General features: G+C 55.9%; 13 protein-coding genes and 1 tRNA gene. 5 read left to right on the top strand and 9 right to left on the bottom strand.

Features of this window, described 5'->3' with window-relative positions; all coding sequences use genetic code 11:
• Positions 1 to 14: 14 nt before the first annotated feature.
• On the top strand, positions 15 to 1,373 hold the full coding sequence (locus FLP30_RS11675) for an ABC transporter ATP-binding protein (protein ID WP_149279949.1): 1,359 nt from the start codon (positions 15 to 17) through the stop codon (positions 1,371 to 1,373).
• A 10-nt stretch (positions 1,374 to 1,383) separates the two neighbouring features.
• Here FLP30_RS11675 and msrA read toward each other — a convergent pair whose 3' ends face one another.
• From msrA to FLP30_RS11650, 5 genes are all read right to left on the bottom strand, one after another.
• On the bottom strand, positions 1,384 to 1,914 hold the full coding sequence (msrA, locus tag FLP30_RS11670; protein WP_149279948.1) for a peptide-methionine (S)-S-oxide reductase MsrA: 531 nt from the start codon (positions 1,912 to 1,914) through the stop codon (positions 1,384 to 1,386).
• A gap of 71 nt (positions 1,915 to 1,985) precedes the next feature.
• On the bottom strand, positions 1,986 to 4,679 hold the full coding sequence (locus FLP30_RS11665) for a valine--tRNA ligase (RefSeq protein WP_149279947.1): 2,694 nt from the start codon (positions 4,677 to 4,679) through the stop codon (positions 1,986 to 1,988).
• Between the two features lie 123 nt (positions 4,680 to 4,802).
• Positions 4,803 to 5,381 carry a DUF2497 domain-containing protein gene (locus FLP30_RS11660; RefSeq protein WP_149279946.1) on the bottom strand — a complete coding sequence of 193 codons (579 nt, stop codon included), beginning with the start codon at positions 5,379 to 5,381 and terminating at the stop codon, positions 4,803 to 4,805.
• A 32-nt stretch (positions 5,382 to 5,413) separates the two neighbouring features.
• Entirely contained in the window at positions 5,414 to 6,832 is a 1,419-nt protein-coding gene (locus FLP30_RS11655; RefSeq protein WP_149280375.1) for a TolC family outer membrane protein, read from the bottom strand.
• Between the two features lie 114 nt (positions 6,833 to 6,946).
• Positions 6,947 to 7,660: a protein-L-isoaspartate O-methyltransferase family protein gene (locus tag FLP30_RS11650; RefSeq protein WP_246856525.1), complete on the bottom strand. Its 714-nt coding sequence runs from the start codon at positions 7,658 to 7,660 to the stop codon at positions 6,947 to 6,949.
• A gap of 151 nt (positions 7,661 to 7,811) precedes the next feature.
• Between FLP30_RS11650 and FLP30_RS11645 the strand changes: the two genes are divergently transcribed.
• Both FLP30_RS11645 and FLP30_RS14130 read left to right on the top strand, forming a co-directional pair.
• A tRNA-Cys gene (locus tag FLP30_RS11645) sits at positions 7,812 to 7,885 on the top strand.
• Positions 7,886 to 7,909: 24 nt separating this feature from the next.
• Complete coding sequence (locus FLP30_RS14130; protein ID WP_168200103.1) at positions 7,910 to 8,056, top strand: hypothetical protein; 147 nt, start codon at positions 7,910 to 7,912, stop codon at positions 8,054 to 8,056.
• 206 nt (positions 8,057 to 8,262) lie between these two features.
• On the opposite strand, the gene FLP30_RS11640 is transcribed toward FLP30_RS14130, so the two are convergent.
• Complete coding sequence (locus tag FLP30_RS11640) at positions 8,263 to 9,090, bottom strand: AraC family transcriptional regulator (RefSeq protein WP_246856524.1); 828 nt, start codon at positions 9,088 to 9,090, stop codon at positions 8,263 to 8,265.
• Positions 9,091 to 9,412: 322 nt separating this feature from the next.
• Here FLP30_RS11640 and FLP30_RS11635 point away from each other — a divergent pair, with 322 nt between their 5' ends.
• The gene (locus FLP30_RS11635) at positions 9,413 to 10,804 is read left to right on the top strand and encodes an NAD-dependent succinate-semialdehyde dehydrogenase (RefSeq protein WP_149279944.1); all 1,392 of its coding nucleotides are present in this window, start codon (positions 9,413 to 9,415) and stop codon (positions 10,802 to 10,804) included.
• Between the two features lie 140 nt (positions 10,805 to 10,944).
• Here FLP30_RS11635 and FLP30_RS11630 read toward each other — a convergent pair whose 3' ends face one another.
• Positions 10,945 to 11,763: an AraC family transcriptional regulator gene (locus FLP30_RS11630; protein WP_149279943.1), complete on the bottom strand. Its 819-nt coding sequence runs from the start codon at positions 11,761 to 11,763 to the stop codon at positions 10,945 to 10,947.
• Between the two features lie 89 nt (positions 11,764 to 11,852).
• Between FLP30_RS11630 and FLP30_RS11625 the strand changes: the two genes are divergently transcribed.
• A complete protein-coding gene (locus FLP30_RS11625) occupies positions 11,853 to 12,623 on the top strand; it encodes a class I SAM-dependent methyltransferase (RefSeq protein ID WP_149279942.1) in 771 nt (256 codons plus the stop codon).
• 24 nt (positions 12,624 to 12,647) lie between these two features.
• On the opposite strand, the gene FLP30_RS11620 is transcribed toward FLP30_RS11625, so the two are convergent.
• Together FLP30_RS11620 and FLP30_RS11615 are read right to left on the bottom strand one after the other, a co-directional pair.
• Positions 12,648 to 13,166, bottom strand: coding sequence for a peptide deformylase (locus FLP30_RS11620; RefSeq protein ID WP_149279941.1), 519 nt, complete (start codon positions 13,164 to 13,166; stop codon positions 12,648 to 12,650).
• Between the two features lie 159 nt (positions 13,167 to 13,325).
• Positions 13,326 to 13,988, bottom strand: coding sequence for an aspartyl/asparaginyl beta-hydroxylase domain-containing protein (locus FLP30_RS11615; protein WP_338028478.1), 663 nt, complete (start codon positions 13,986 to 13,988; stop codon positions 13,326 to 13,328).
• Between the last annotated feature and the right edge of the window lie 185 nt (positions 13,989 to 14,173).

The raw sequence follows: 14,173 nt of genomic DNA, 5'->3' as shown, positions 1-14,173 counted from the left end.
GGGGCCAGCCACCCATGGTGTTTTCGTCTTCTGACAACCCGACCATTACGGATGGGACAGTGCTGGCCGAGGCCCGGCAAATCAGGCAATTTTACCACAAGGACAGTGCAGCGGATGTGCAGGTTCTTGATGGTGTGGACCTGACCCTGCGATCTGGAGAGATCGTGGGCCTATTGGGCCGTTCTGGCTCTGGCAAGTCCACATTGCTGCGTATTCTGGCAGGGTTGTTGCGCCCGACATCGGGGGAAATGCTTTGGAAAGGGCAACCGCTGACAGGTCCGATTGAGGACATTGCCGTTGTCTTCCAGTCCTTCGCCCTGTTTCCATGGATGACGGTGGAAGACAATGTTGCGCTTGGGCTGGATGCCAGAGGAACGCCTAGGCAGGAGCGAGATACCTTGGTGCAGGATGCCATCAACCTGATCGGGTTGGGTGGTTATGAAAACGCCTGGCCGAAAGAGCTTTCTGGCGGCATGCAGCAGCGTGTGGGGTTGGCACGGGCGCTGGTCGTCAAGCCTGCCCTGCTGCTGATGGATGAGCCGTTTTCTGCTTTGGATGTGCTGACCGCCGAGAATTTGCGTACGGATCTGATTGAATTGTGGTCCGAAAAGAAACTGCCGGTTCAGAGCATGCTTATCGTCACGCATAATATTGAGGAAGCCGTCCTCATGTGTGACCGGATTATTATTGCCTCCTCCAACCCTGGCCGTATTGCCCATGTTCTGACCGTTCCGTTCTCTCACCCCAGAAACCGGGTGGATGCGGAGTTCAGGACACTGGTTGACCACATCTATTCACTCATGACCCAGCGCGCGCCCATTGTCTCTGAAGCTGATCTGGGCGACGGTGCTGCCCAGGCAGTAGCACCTATGGCTCCAGCGTTCCGGGCCCTGGCTCCAGTCTCGATCACCATGATGATCGGGATGATGGAGGCTCTGGCGGCGCCGCCGCTCAATGGGCGGGCGGATCTACCCGTGCTTGCAGAAAAACTGCAACTGGAACTGGATGATCTCTTCCCCTTGGGAGAATCTCTGGAACTTCTGGCTCTGGCAGAACTGGAGGATGGAGACATCCTTCTGCTGAATGAGGGCGTGCATTTTGTTCTGAGTGATCTGGAAGAGCGCAAGGCCATTATGAGCCATGCGCTGCTGCATCAGGTGCCCTTGGTCAAGATGATCTGTCTGGCACTGGATGAGCGTTCCAGTCATAGCGTCAAGGCTGAGCGCTTCCGCGATGAACTGGAAACATCCATGTCGGCGGATTATGCCCGCCAGACACTCCAGACCATTATTGGCTGGGCCCGTTTTGCCGAACTGTTTGACTATGATGAGGAAGGCGACCGCTTCTTCCTGGAGGAAGAAGAGGTCGAATAGTCCCCTACCCTTACGGGTTGAAATATTTTCCAAACACTGCGCGGGCTTTGGCGAGTTTGGGTGAGATAACAGCCTGACAATACCCGGCCATAGGATTACGTGCGTAATAGGCGTGATGGGCAGCCTCAGCAGGCCAGAAAGTGCTTAACGGCTCAACACTGGTCACAACAGGGTTTGTCCACAGTCCGTCACGCTCAATGTCGCATATGACAGTGTGTGCGGTCTGTTCCTGCTGCTCTGACGTGTAAAAAATAACAGAGCGATATTGTGTACCAATATCGTTGCCCTGCCTGTTGAGCGTCGTGGGGTCGTGGAGTGTAAAAAAGATCAGCAAAAGCTCGGTATAGCTGATCTGAGCCGGGTCCCATTGCAGTTGAATAACCTCGGCATGGCCTGTAGTGCCGGAACACACCTGCTCATACGTTGGCTTATCGACTGTGCCGCCAGCATAGCCGGGTGTGATGCTGTGGACACCTCGGATACCCTGAAAAAATGCTTCAAGGCACCAGAAGCACCCTCCCCCTAAAACTGCGGTTTCCATGATTAGGCTCCTCAACAGGCCAGGGTTGTTCTGGCTCCAGCTCTTTGCAGAGCAGGAGCCAGATACTGGTTTTAAAGAAGGCGGGACAGAGCCGCTTTCAGGCGTTCACATTCGCCGCGCTGGCTTTCAAGGCGATCACGCATTTCCTGCACGATCTCGGGTTTGGCCCGGCTGACAAAGTTTTCGTTGCCTAGCTTCTTTTCGGTTTTTTCAACCTCATCTGAGGCCTTTGCCAGCTCTTTCTGCAAGCGGTTTTTCTCGGCGTCGAGGTCCACCAGCCCTTCCAGAGGCAGGATGAGCGTTGTTTCGTCCACAATAATCTGGACTGCACCACGCGGCACATCCCCTGCCAGGGACGCAATTTCAGAGACACGCGCCATGCGGGCAACAGACTCGCTCCAGCGCTCTATCCGGGCCTGAGTGAGCGGGCTTGCATCACGCAGAAGAACCGGGGCTGTTCTGGACGGCGGAATGTTCATTTCCGAGCGGACGGTACGAATGGCCGTAATGATACGGATAATCTGTTCGCACTCGTCACACGCGTCTTGTGCGTTTTCTGGTGCCACGGGGTCTGGCCACGGGGCGTTGATCAGGCTGCCTTCTGCGCCGAACCCGAACTCCTGCCACAGTGTATCCGTTACAAACGGGATAACGGGTTGTAGCAGGCGCAGGATCGTGCCCAGCACGTGGGCAGCAACCGCGCGGATTTCCGCAGCCTGTGCCGCATCGTCAGACGTAAAGACCGGCTTGGCAAACTCCAGGAACCAGTCGCAGAACTTGTTCCAGACAAAGCGGTAGCAGGTCAGTGCGTATTCATCGAAGCGGTAGTTTTCGAGCGCTTTTGTGGCTTCTGCCGTTGTCGCGGCGACTTCCGCCAAAATCCAGCGGCCGAGGGCAGACTGGACTGTCGTCGGGTCAAAGTCAGGCTGTGGGGCAACACCGTTCATTTCGCAAAAGCGAGCGGCGTTCCATAGTTTGGTGATGAAGGCCCGGTAGTCTTCAACGCGCTTGCGGCCGAGTTTGACATCGCGGCCAATGCCTGTGAGCGCACAGATGGTAAAGCGCATGGCATCGGCACCGTAGTCCTCGATCAGCTCCAGCGGGTCAATGCCGTTGCCTTTGCTCTTGGACATTTTCTGCCCATGCTCGTCCCGTACAAGCCCGTGGATGAAAACATGGCGGAAGGGCACGTCACCCATGAAATGCTGGCCCATCATCATCATTCTGGCGACCCAGAAGAAGATAATGTCAAAGCCAGTCACCAGCACATCGGTCGGGTAATACCGGTCCAGCTCAGCCGTCTTGTCGGGCCAGCCCAGAGTGGAGAAAGGCCACAAGGCGGAGGAGAACCACGTGTCCAGCACGTCCTCATCACGGTCCAGCGGTGTCGCCTGCCCGTAGTGCTGTGCAGCCTGTGCCAGAGCATCGTCTTCATCATGAGCGACAAACACATGGCCGTCCGGGCCGTACCAGGCAGGGATGCGGTGCCCCCACCAAAGCTGGCGGGAAATGCACCAGGGCTGGATATCGCGCATCCAGGCGAAAAAGGTATTTTCCCACTGCTTGGGCACAAAGTTGGTGCGGCCCGATGTAACGGCCTCCATGGCTGCGGGGGCCAGCTTGCCAGCGTCACAGTACCACTGCGTGGTCAGTCGGGGTTCAATAACCGCCCCGCCCCGCTCCGCGTGAGGGACCTGGTGGCGGTGAGGTTCAATTTTTTCCAGCCAGCCGGTTTCTTCCAGCTGCGCGACAATCGCTTTTCTGGCCGCCTCGCGCGAAAGACCGCTGAGGGATTGCACGAAGGCGGGGTCGGAAAGACCGTCCTGCGCGCAAAGCTCGTCCGAGATTTCATCAAGCATCACGCATGCCTGATCATCCAGAACAGAGAGCATGGGCAGGTTGTGGCGGCGGCCGACCTCGAAGTCGTTGAAGTCATGCGCAGGCGTGATCTTGACCGCGCCTGTCCCTTTCTCAGGGTCCGAATATGTGTCGGCGACGATCGGGATCAGACGCCCGGTAAGAGGCAGGCGGACAAACTTGCCGATCAACCCAGCATAGCGTTCATCATCCGGATGAACGGCTACGGCCGTATCACCCAGCATGGTTTCGGGGCGTGTTGTGGCAACGGTAATGGAAAGGTCGGCTGCACCGTCCACAGGGTAGCGAATATACCACAGGTTACCCGCGACGTCCTTGCTTTCCACTTCCAGGTCGGAAATGGCGGAGCGGAACACGGGGTCCCAGTTGACCAGTCGCCTGTCACGGTAGATCAGACCGTCACGGTACAGGCTGACAAACACTTCACGCACTGCGCGTGAAAGCCCTTCGTCCATGGTAAAGCGTTCACGCGGCCAGTCCAGCGATGCGCCAAGCCTGCGGAGCTGGCGGGTAATGCCACCGCCGGACTCCTCTTTCCACTGCCACACGCGCTCTACAAAGGCATCACGACCCAAGGCCTGGCGTGTTTTGCCTTCGGCCGCTAGCGTGCGCTCTACCACCATCTGTGTGGCAATGCCTGCGTGGTCCGTGCCGGGCTGCCATAGGGTATCGAAGCCTTGCATGCGCTTCCAGCGGACAAGCGTGTCCTGCAAGGTCATGGTCAACGCGTGGCCCATATGCAGGGTGCCGGTCACGTTGGGGGGCGGAATCATGATGGTAAACGGTTTTTTCCCGCTTTCTGGCCGTGCGGAGAAAGCCCGCTGGCTTTCCCACAGCGTGTACAGATGTTGTTCTGTCTGTGCGGGATCAAAAGTCTTGTTCAGCATCCTGTTCCAACCATACCACGTAAAAAAGGCGGCAGGCACATATGCTGCCACCGCCTTGCAGAGCCATCGTAACCGAAAACACCGCCCGCCCGACGGGCGGGCAGAGCGGTGTGTACCTGGGGCTTACAGCCCGCTTTGCGTCAGGCGTTCAACTTCCTTGCGGACAGACGCCTGGACAATGCTTGCCAGGTGGGCATCAAGCCATTTTTTGAGGAACACGCGCACTTCCTGGCGCACAATGTCTTCAACAGTCAGGGACCCTTCGTGCGAGATGGCCACTTTTCTCTCCTCATGCTCTCTCAGGTATTTGTCCTGCAGTGTCTTCTGGAGGACAGAAAGGGAATTGGCGGTATCGGAAACCGTTTCATCGTTCAGCGGGATCGGCAGCGGGCCAGACATTGTGCTTTCAGCCTTTTTGTTAAGATCAATCTGTCTCAAATCGGTCACGGACAGTATTTCGCCATCATGATCGGCATGCCTGGGTTGTGCAAGCGGTTCTCCCCCGTGCTGTGCGGTGGAGGCGTGGTCATCACCGACGGGCGCGCTGTCATCACGCATGGCAGGGGAAAGGAGCAGAATGTCGTCATCATCCTGCGTGGCAGTGGCTGTTGCATCAGTATGCGGCTGATCGGCATCGGCGGGCGGTGACGCCTGCGTTTCCTGCCTGTCAGCCGTTTCCGAAGGCTCCTGGGACGACATCATGAACAAACACCCCTGCCAGTTCTGGCTCAGTACTACCGACCGGGCTGGTTAAGCGCGTAGTCGCTTACCCCCCACAAGCGGTTCTTTACCGCGTTATAGTATGCCTTGTCATCATAAAGCGGCACGGCAAGTTTGAGATCCGCCGCAGTCAGGCGGCCAATGGCCGCAGCCACATTGTAGGAAGACAGGACCATGCTGCCAAGGCTTTGCACCAGTGCTACCTGCGCTTGCAGCAACGTGGCCTGCTGCTGCAGAACCTCCAGCGTTGTACTGGTGCCGACAATGGCCTGCCGCTCTACCCCGTCCAGGGCAATGGTGCCTGCTTTTATGGCGGCCCGGTTGCTGGCAATTGCCGCCTGATATGCGACAAAATTCTGCCAGTTCGAAACGGCGTCCTGCGCAGCGGCTCTGCGCTGCACATCCACCCCCCTGTGGGCAACCTGCATTTGCTGCTTGGCCTGCCGGACGGCTGCGTATTCTCCCCCACCCTGATAAACCGGCACGTCAAAGGTAATGGCTGCGTATTTGTTTTCGTTGACCTGGCTGTTCAGAGCCTGATTGACCATGCGCTGATACGCCACTGTGGCGGAAACCTTGGGCATGATGGCGGCCATGGCAACACCGACGGAATCCTTGCGGGCCGATTCGGTAAACAGGGCTTCGATTACATCCGGGTTGTTCTGCACGGCTAATGCGGCCGCAGCCTTCTCGTTTTTGACAGGCAAGGCCAGTGGTTGGGGTGGAATAAGGTTGGGGGGCGGAGCCATGCCCACAACCTGCATATAGGTGGCTTGTGCGGTTTGCAGCGTACCTTCGGACTGATGTCGCGTTGCGGTGGCCGAGGCATAGGCGGCTTCTGCCTGTGCTACGTCTGTGCGTGTAATTTCGCCGACATGAAAGCGCTCGCTGGTCGCGCGGAGTTGCTGCTCCAGAACGCGTTCGTTGTTGATGTTGAGCTGGAGGAGTTGCTCGTCGGTAATGACATTGACGTAAGCATCCACCACCTGAAGGAAAACCTGCTGCTCGACCGAGATCAGGTGTGCTCTTGCCGCCATGACCTGATTGACGGCCTGGTGCGTGGCGGACGTGGTTTTGCCACCCGTATAGAGCGGCTGGGTGACGGATACCCCGGCGGCATAGCCCGGAGTACTGAAGTGTCGTGACAAGGTGCCCTGATAGTCGTTGACGCCCTTGTAGTAGGACAGGTTTGTGGTGCCCGTTATTGTGGGTCTCCACCCGGAAAGGGCGGTTGGCACGTCCTCATCCGTGGCGCGCAATGTCGCACGGGCCTGTTGCAGGGTGGGGTTGGTCAGGTAGGCCGTTGCCAGAGCCTCCTGCAACGTATGGGGCACAAAGGTGGGGGAGCCCCCACCATCGTATTTCTGCCCCCAGGCGGAGGAGCCGCACAGAAGGACAGCAAGGCTGACCCCCGGCCCATAAAAATAGCGCATGGCCTGTTCCTGCCGCCTTTTGTCATGCCGTGGGAAGGGAACCATCATGGCATGACATCTCCTGCAAATCAGCAATGCCGCCATGCTCACCATGGCGGCTGGGTGTGTGAATGGTCAGAAAGTGAACTGACGCTCTGCTTCCAGGCCTGGCAGAACGGGCACACGTGCTTCGGCAAGGAACGTGAACATCAGGCTGTTTGTTTCATCAGATACTTCCCGTGCCCGGAAAATTTCTGGCAGCTTACCTGCTTTCTGTAGCAGTCCGACAATGCGGCCCTTGGGTGCCAGATCGCGCGTGCAGAACTCAGGCAGGGCACAGAGCGCACCATCAAAATAAATCAGGTCATAAGGGGCGTTGTCTGGCACACCATGGTCCAGCGGACCAATATTCCAGGTGACATTCAGGCCAAGCTGCTGACAGAAGCTTTGCCCCTGGGCCGCCAAGGCAGAATCAGATTCCAAGGCAGTCACGGACAGACCCAGAGACGCAAGCAGTCCCGCAGCGTAACCCGTCCCTGCCCCGACGACCAATGCCCGCTCGCCTTTCTGCGGGTCTGCGGCCTGTAGCAGGCGGGCAGTCAGCAGAGGCTGCGCCAGAACCCGGCCAGCAGAAAGGGGCAGGCTGGTGTCTGCATAAGCGGCGGCCTGCTGCTGGGGTAGAACGCATAGTTCCCGCGGAAGGGAGCGCATGGCTTTAAGAATCAGCGGGTTGGTAATTTCCGTTGGGCGTAGCTGGTCATCGACCATCAGGCTCCGTGCTTCCACCCACATCTCTGCTTCTGTTTCTTTCTTTTCCGCCAGCGTGGCGGTGCCTGCCTGTAGGATCATGTCGTCTGTCCTTCTGCCTTGGCGTGTCCCCGCCCGGCCAGCGTGACCGGATGAACCACGACTGTGTGCCATATTGATTTAAAAATCGTTCAAGACAACATCTTGACCAAATGCGTGGAACAGGAGATAACCCACCCACACACCCGATGAGGGTCCGGTGGCAGAATGGTGATGTAGCGGACTGCAAATCCGCGTATGTGGGTTCGATTCCCGCCCGGACCTCCATTTCTTTATGAAATGGACGGTGTCATGATCCAGAAAATTAAAAACTATGTTTTCCTGAATGTTATTTCAGGCGGCAGAAGTGATGTCAGGGATATTGCCTGCAATGCAGGAGTATCAATGCTGATAGGCGTAGGAACGTGTGAATCTATGCAGCAAGAGCCGCTGCCATAAGACTCCCGACTCTACGTTAGTGTTGATTGCAGCAAAGTCTGCTGCGTTAAATCTGCCAAATTTCCCTTATTTGGCCCCCGATGGTTCAGGTCAGAAAAATGCAGATCACGGGGAATTGTGGGATGCTTTAAGCCCCATACCTCCTCTGAAGCTTAGAGAGGGGGAACTGGCGCTTCTTAAGGCGCATAGCTGTGTTCACGTTTTTGTTAAGATAGACCCCCTGCCCTTTTGATGTTCGGTGCCGCCTCTGCGTCCTGCGACACGCCAACAGCTTTGACATCCTGTGCGGGTGGGCGGCCGAACATTCTTTTGTATTCGCGACTGAATTGTGATGGGCTTTCATAGCCGACAGAAAATGCGGCCTGTGCTGCGTCGATGTGTTCACTGACCATACGGCGCCGCGCTTCTTGGAGGCGCAGGTGGGTACGGTACTGCATGGGACTCATGTTGGTTGCGGCCCGAAAATGGCGGTGGAAGGTGGACAGACTCATCCCCGCAATCCCTGCGACGTCAGCGATGTCAAAAGCATGCATGAAATGGCGGGCAATCCAGTGAATAGCGCGGTTGATCTGGGACAGGCTGCTGCCTGCTGTTGCGATCTGTTTCAGGGCGCATCCTTGGTCCCCCTGTAGCAGGCGGTAAAGCAGTTCCTTGATAATCAAGGGTTTCAGGATGGAAATGTCCTCGGGTTGATCCAGCAGACTCATCAGGCGCAGCAAGGGGCCGGTAATGTGGGTGTTGAGCGGACTTAGCCCCATGCCCATGATGCATGCCTGATAGGGGTCAACCTGCCTGTCATTCACAGCCAGTAACAGCTCCGCAATTTGTGCGGGGTCCAGTGTCAGGCACAGTGCAAGATAAGGATGGTCGTGCGATGCTTGGGTGATGCACCCGGCTACAGGGAGGTCCACTGCAGTGACCAGATAGTGGCTGGCATCGTAATCAAACACCTTGTCGCGCAGCATGATCTGCTGGCGACCCTGCACAATAACGTAAACCTTGGGTTCAGAAACAAATGGCAGTGGCTCGCTCAAAGCCTCTGCCCGGTAGAGTGTTAATTCTGGTATGGCTGTTATAACACTCGATTTCCGGCAATGATGCAGCGTCATACGTTGCAGTTCAGCCAAATGACTGCTCACATCTGTCATGCTCTGAAACCCGACGGAAAGAAGTGCCTATCCGATAATTTCAAGGAAAATAGGATAAGGCAAGAATTATGGCAAAAATAGCATAGGTCAAAAGACAGCAACATTCACGACTGAGCGGATAAGGCAAGAAGTGGGCAGAATTGCTCTACCGCATCACGGGTAGCTATCGCATGCTGCCAACAGCCTTATGTTAAAGGAGATTTAAGTCATGGCATACGCCACAACCAACCCGTACACTGGTGAAACCCTTAAGGTTTTCCCTGACGCAACTGACCAGGAAGTTCAGGCGGCTCTTGATGGCGCTTATAATGCCTATCTGGCATGGCGTCAGACATCTTTTGCCGAACGCGCTAAGGTTATGACCGCAGCAGCAACCATCCTGCGTGATAATCTGGACGAATACGCCCGTGTTCTGACCCTGGAAATGGGCAAGCTGCTGGCGGAAGCCAAGGCAGAAGTGATCCTGTCTGCCGAAATTTTTGAATACTACGCTGAACATGCCGAGCGACTGCTGGAAGCAGAGGCGCTGCCGGTTAAAAAACCGGAAGAAGGCAATGCCATTCTGGTGCATGAGCCGCAGGGTATCGTGCTGGCGATCGAGCCCTGGAACTTCCCGTACTACCAGATTGCTCGCATCATCGCGCCGCAGTTGTCGGCTGGTAATACGGTTCTGCTCAAGCATGCTTCCAATGTGCCGCAGTGTGCCGCAGCCTTTGACACGCTGATGGAAAAGGCTGGTCTGCCTGCTGGGGCCTTCCGCAACCTGTATATGGCCCGCCATCATACCGAGGTGGTGCTGAACGACCCGCGCGTGTGTGGTGTTGCTCTTACAGGGTCTGAAGGGGCTGGTGCCGTTGTGGCTTCCATCGCCGGTAAGGCGCTGAAGAAAGCTACCATGGAACTGGGTGGGGCTGATGCCTTTATTGTTCTGGAAGATGCCGACCTTGAAAAGGCCGTGCGTTGGGCAGTCTTTGGCCGCCACTGGAACGCAGGTCAGGTTTGCGTTTCTGCCAAGCGCCTGATTGTTGTGGATGCGATCTATGACCGCTTCCTTGAGCTGTACAAAAAAGGTGTGGCCGAACTGCGTGCGGGTGACCCGCTGGATGCCGCAACAACGCTGGCTCCCCTGTCTTCTCAGAAAGCTGCGGATGATCTGCTCAAGCAGGTTGAAGAAGCCCGTAAGCTGGGTGCTGTTGTCGAGGTTATCGGTTCGGCCGTGCCCGAGAAGGGCGCGTTTGTGCAGCCGCTGCTGATGACGGGCCTGGAAAACAACAATCCGGCCCGGCACTGGGAGTTCTTTGGCCCTGTGACGCAGCTTTACCGCGCCAAGGATGAAGATGATGCGGTGCGTATTGCCAATGACTCACCCTACGGGCTTGGTGGGTCGGTGTTCACGCGTGATACGAAGCGTGGTGTGGCTGTTGCGCGGCGCATTTACACCGGCATGGTGTTTGTAAACCACCCGACAATGGTTAAAGCCGACCTGCCCTTCGGCGGTGTGGCACGTTCGGGCTATGGCCGTGAACTGATTGGTCTGGGGATCAAGGAATTCGTCAATCACAAGCTGATTGATGTTGTGGACATCGACGCACCGTTCTGAGACTCAGGGATTTCTATTCTTCCTTGATGTCTGACTGATAAAGCCTGCTCGACTTTGGTGTATTCTGTTTTGAATACGCCTTGGTTGGGCAGGTTTTTTATTGCGGCGGCACAGACAACCAGAGATTGCCTCACTCCCGGTCATTCATTCCCTGTTTGAAGTTTTCGGTAATGGGTGGGTGACATACCGAACAACTGCGTAAATGCCTTGGCAAAGGCACTAAGGGATGCATAGCCGACCTCAGCCGCCACATCGGTGACGCGTAGCCCCTCTGCCAGCATGGTTGCCGCACGGAAAAGGCGCGCCTGTGTTGCCCATTCCTGCCATGTCATGCCTGTTTCATCATGAAAGTGGCGGCGAAAACTCCGCTCAGACATGCCCGCTTGTTTCAGGGCGAGTGCAAGGTTGGCAGATCCCGGATCTGCTAGCGTCGTATCCATTGCGCGTATGAGAGATGGGTTTGTGGCGCGTGGGAGCCTGAAAACACCTTCATGTTTTGCCAGCATGTGCTCCAGACACAGCAGGCTCAGAGTATGGAAAAAACTCTGTGCAACAGGGTGCTGCTCTGTGGCCCCGGCAGGCCAGCGTAGAGTATAAAACAGCATTTCCTTGAGCATGGCGGTCACGGGGAAAGTCAGGATCTGCGCGGGATGGTCCGCAGGGAAGTGTGTGGGGTCAAAGTAGACGGATACTCCATCCAGATTGCGGATCATGGTCCGGTGGCGGGTTTCCGCAGGAATCCAGATGGCATGTGCGGTGGGGAGAAGGTGCCAGCCATCTGGCCCCTCAATTTGAGTAACCCCACGTTTGGCGTAGGTGATCTGGTGGCAAGGGTGGTCATGCCAGTCATAGAAGATGGGTGCGGAAGGGTTGCGGAATGCAAAACCGGGGTTGCCGCGACCATCAAGCTGATTTCCAACGATAACGGTGTGTGTCTCGCTGGATGTCAGGTTTTTCATTGGCCGATATCCGCTCATTTTTGGCCGCCAGGCGTTAGTCGGTCAACGCTACCATCTTTATTCTGACCCCATAAGGGAAAGGAAAGAAGATGTCAGATATTGCTCCATCTCATGATGCACGCATCGTCGCGCAGTTTACACGCTGGGCAAAGCCTTTTGCCGATCTGCCTATTCATGCTGAGGCGGAAAGCATGGCACAGACACTAGCTGCCTGTTCAGTAAATGCAGGTATGAACGTGCTGGATGTTGCCTGTGGGCCGGGAATTGTTGCTTGTGAACTGGCACAGGCCGGGGTGCAGGTGACCGCCATTGACCTGACGCCTGCCATGATCGAACAGGCGCAACTGCGTGCAGCCAGCATGAATGTGGCTGTGGACTACTATATTAGTGATGCGCAGGCTCTGCCATTCCGGACAGCAAGCTTTGACCGCGTTATAACGCGGTACAGCTTCCACCACATGCAGGTGCCTGGAAACGTTTTGTCGGAAATGGTGCGTGTCTGTCGCCCCGGTGGGCGGATTATTGTGATTGATGCAATGCCAGCCCCAAAGTGCCAGACGGGCTATGATCAGGCGGAAACCTTACGGGACCCGTCACATACCAGCGCACTGACGTTGCCACAATTATTGTCATTGGGCGCCGACGCAGGTTTGCAGCTTTTGCTGACACAACAATACCGCCTGGAATCACGGTTACAGGATCAGGTGGCGCCAGAAGACTGGTCGGCTCTGAATGATCTGTTTGCAGAAGATATAGCAGGCGGGCAGAATCGCTTGGGAATGGGGGCCTGGAAAGCGGAGGATGGGATCCACTTCTACTTTCCGATTTCAATAGTGGCATGGCTGAAGCCTGAGGCTTAACCTGCTCTTGGAACTGCCGGAGCGTTATGTGTGTTCTGCAACCTTCTTCATAGTGTGCAGCTTTTTGTAGCGCGCCATAAGGCGGTTCCGGCGCAGGCTGGAGAGCTTCTGTGTCCAGAATAGACCGTTTAACTGATCTATTTCATGCTGATGGCAAATGGCACGTAGGCCATCAGCATGCTCAAGCTGCTCATTCCCGTTAATATCCTGATAGCGGACTGTTACTCTGCAAGATCTTGTGACCAATTCAGTCACGCCGGGCATGGAAACACTGCCTTCCTCATTCTGGGCGGTTTCGTCCGAAAGCCAGGTAATTTCCGGGTTAACATAGGTTTGTGGCTGCACGTCCTCAGGCAGTTCAAGAACATAAACACGCTGGGCTACACCGATATGCGATGCAGTCATCCCGATCCCCGGCGCCAAGCGCATGGTTTCGGTAATGTCAGCGGCTAAGAGGCGTAGCTGACCATCAAAAACTGTAACCGTGTGGGCGACCTGCCGTAACCTTGGGTCTGGAAAGGGGACGATGCTGCGTACTGTCATTGTGACTCTTTGATCCTAGGGCACTCAGTCGGTGCAGGTTGGCTATGGCGGTTGCGTGCCAACACCCCCTTCCCTTTCTTACCAGCACGCGTACCAAAGGGATATGTAGCCTTTTTTGCAGGAGAGGTCAGAGACCCCTCCCCTTATGAGGTCTAAGGATTAGGCTGCGGCTGTATCCCTGCGGTTATCGAGGTGCTGTTTGATATCCTGCACAAAGCGCGAATGTCTGACGGCCCACAGGAATGTTTTCAACACAATACGGGCCAAGCCCCGGCACGGTCGCTGGACCTGAATGAGGAGAACATAACGGTCTTCCGTTGTGTTGTTCCAGACTTCATGATTGTAGGTATCATCAAACAGCAAGGACTGTCCTTCCGCCCATGGGTGGACCTTCAACCCGTCTTTATCCTCAATCTGAATCCAGCAATGCTCCCTATCCTTCGGAACTTTCAACGGGAGGTGATAGGTCAGCATCCCCTTGGTCATGCCGTAGTGGCGGGGAATATGGCATCCCGCTTCCAGCACCGAGAACACGGCTGTAACCAACCCTGGAATCTGTTCAATTAGGGTCGAGGTCAAAGGCACGCGCGCACAGTTTTCAGCCCGTTTATAGCCATAGCCGGTTAGAAAAAACGAACGCCAGCGCCGGTCAGCGGCAATACGGCCATGGTCGGGTGAGATTTCCCCCAATGAGGGAATCTCGGCGGTATTGATGCGTGTTGCTTCATCACGGATCTGCTGCCAGTTCTGTTCCAGCAGGCCAATCCACTTGAATGTATTGCGATCAAACACAGCCTGATCAGAGAGTAGAGAGTCTTTCATAATCAGGCGATCCAGCCGTGGCCGCAGATCTTTGCCGATCTGAAAGAGAGATTTGCGCCCGAGAAGCCGTTTTTGGGTGGGTTCTTTTATGACACTCATCTTGTGTAGTCTTTGTTCTGTGCATCTTTCTCAAAAAGATCATGATGCTTTCTGTTCATCATGCATCATGAATACATACATTGATG

This window comes from Acetobacter vaccinii (assembly GCF_008365315.1).
Classification (GTDB): Bacteria; Pseudomonadota; Alphaproteobacteria; order Acetobacterales; family Acetobacteraceae; genus Acetobacter; species Acetobacter vaccinii.
The sequence above is the reverse complement of the archived record's forward strand: the minus strand, read 5'-3'. Positions and strand labels throughout refer to the sequence as shown.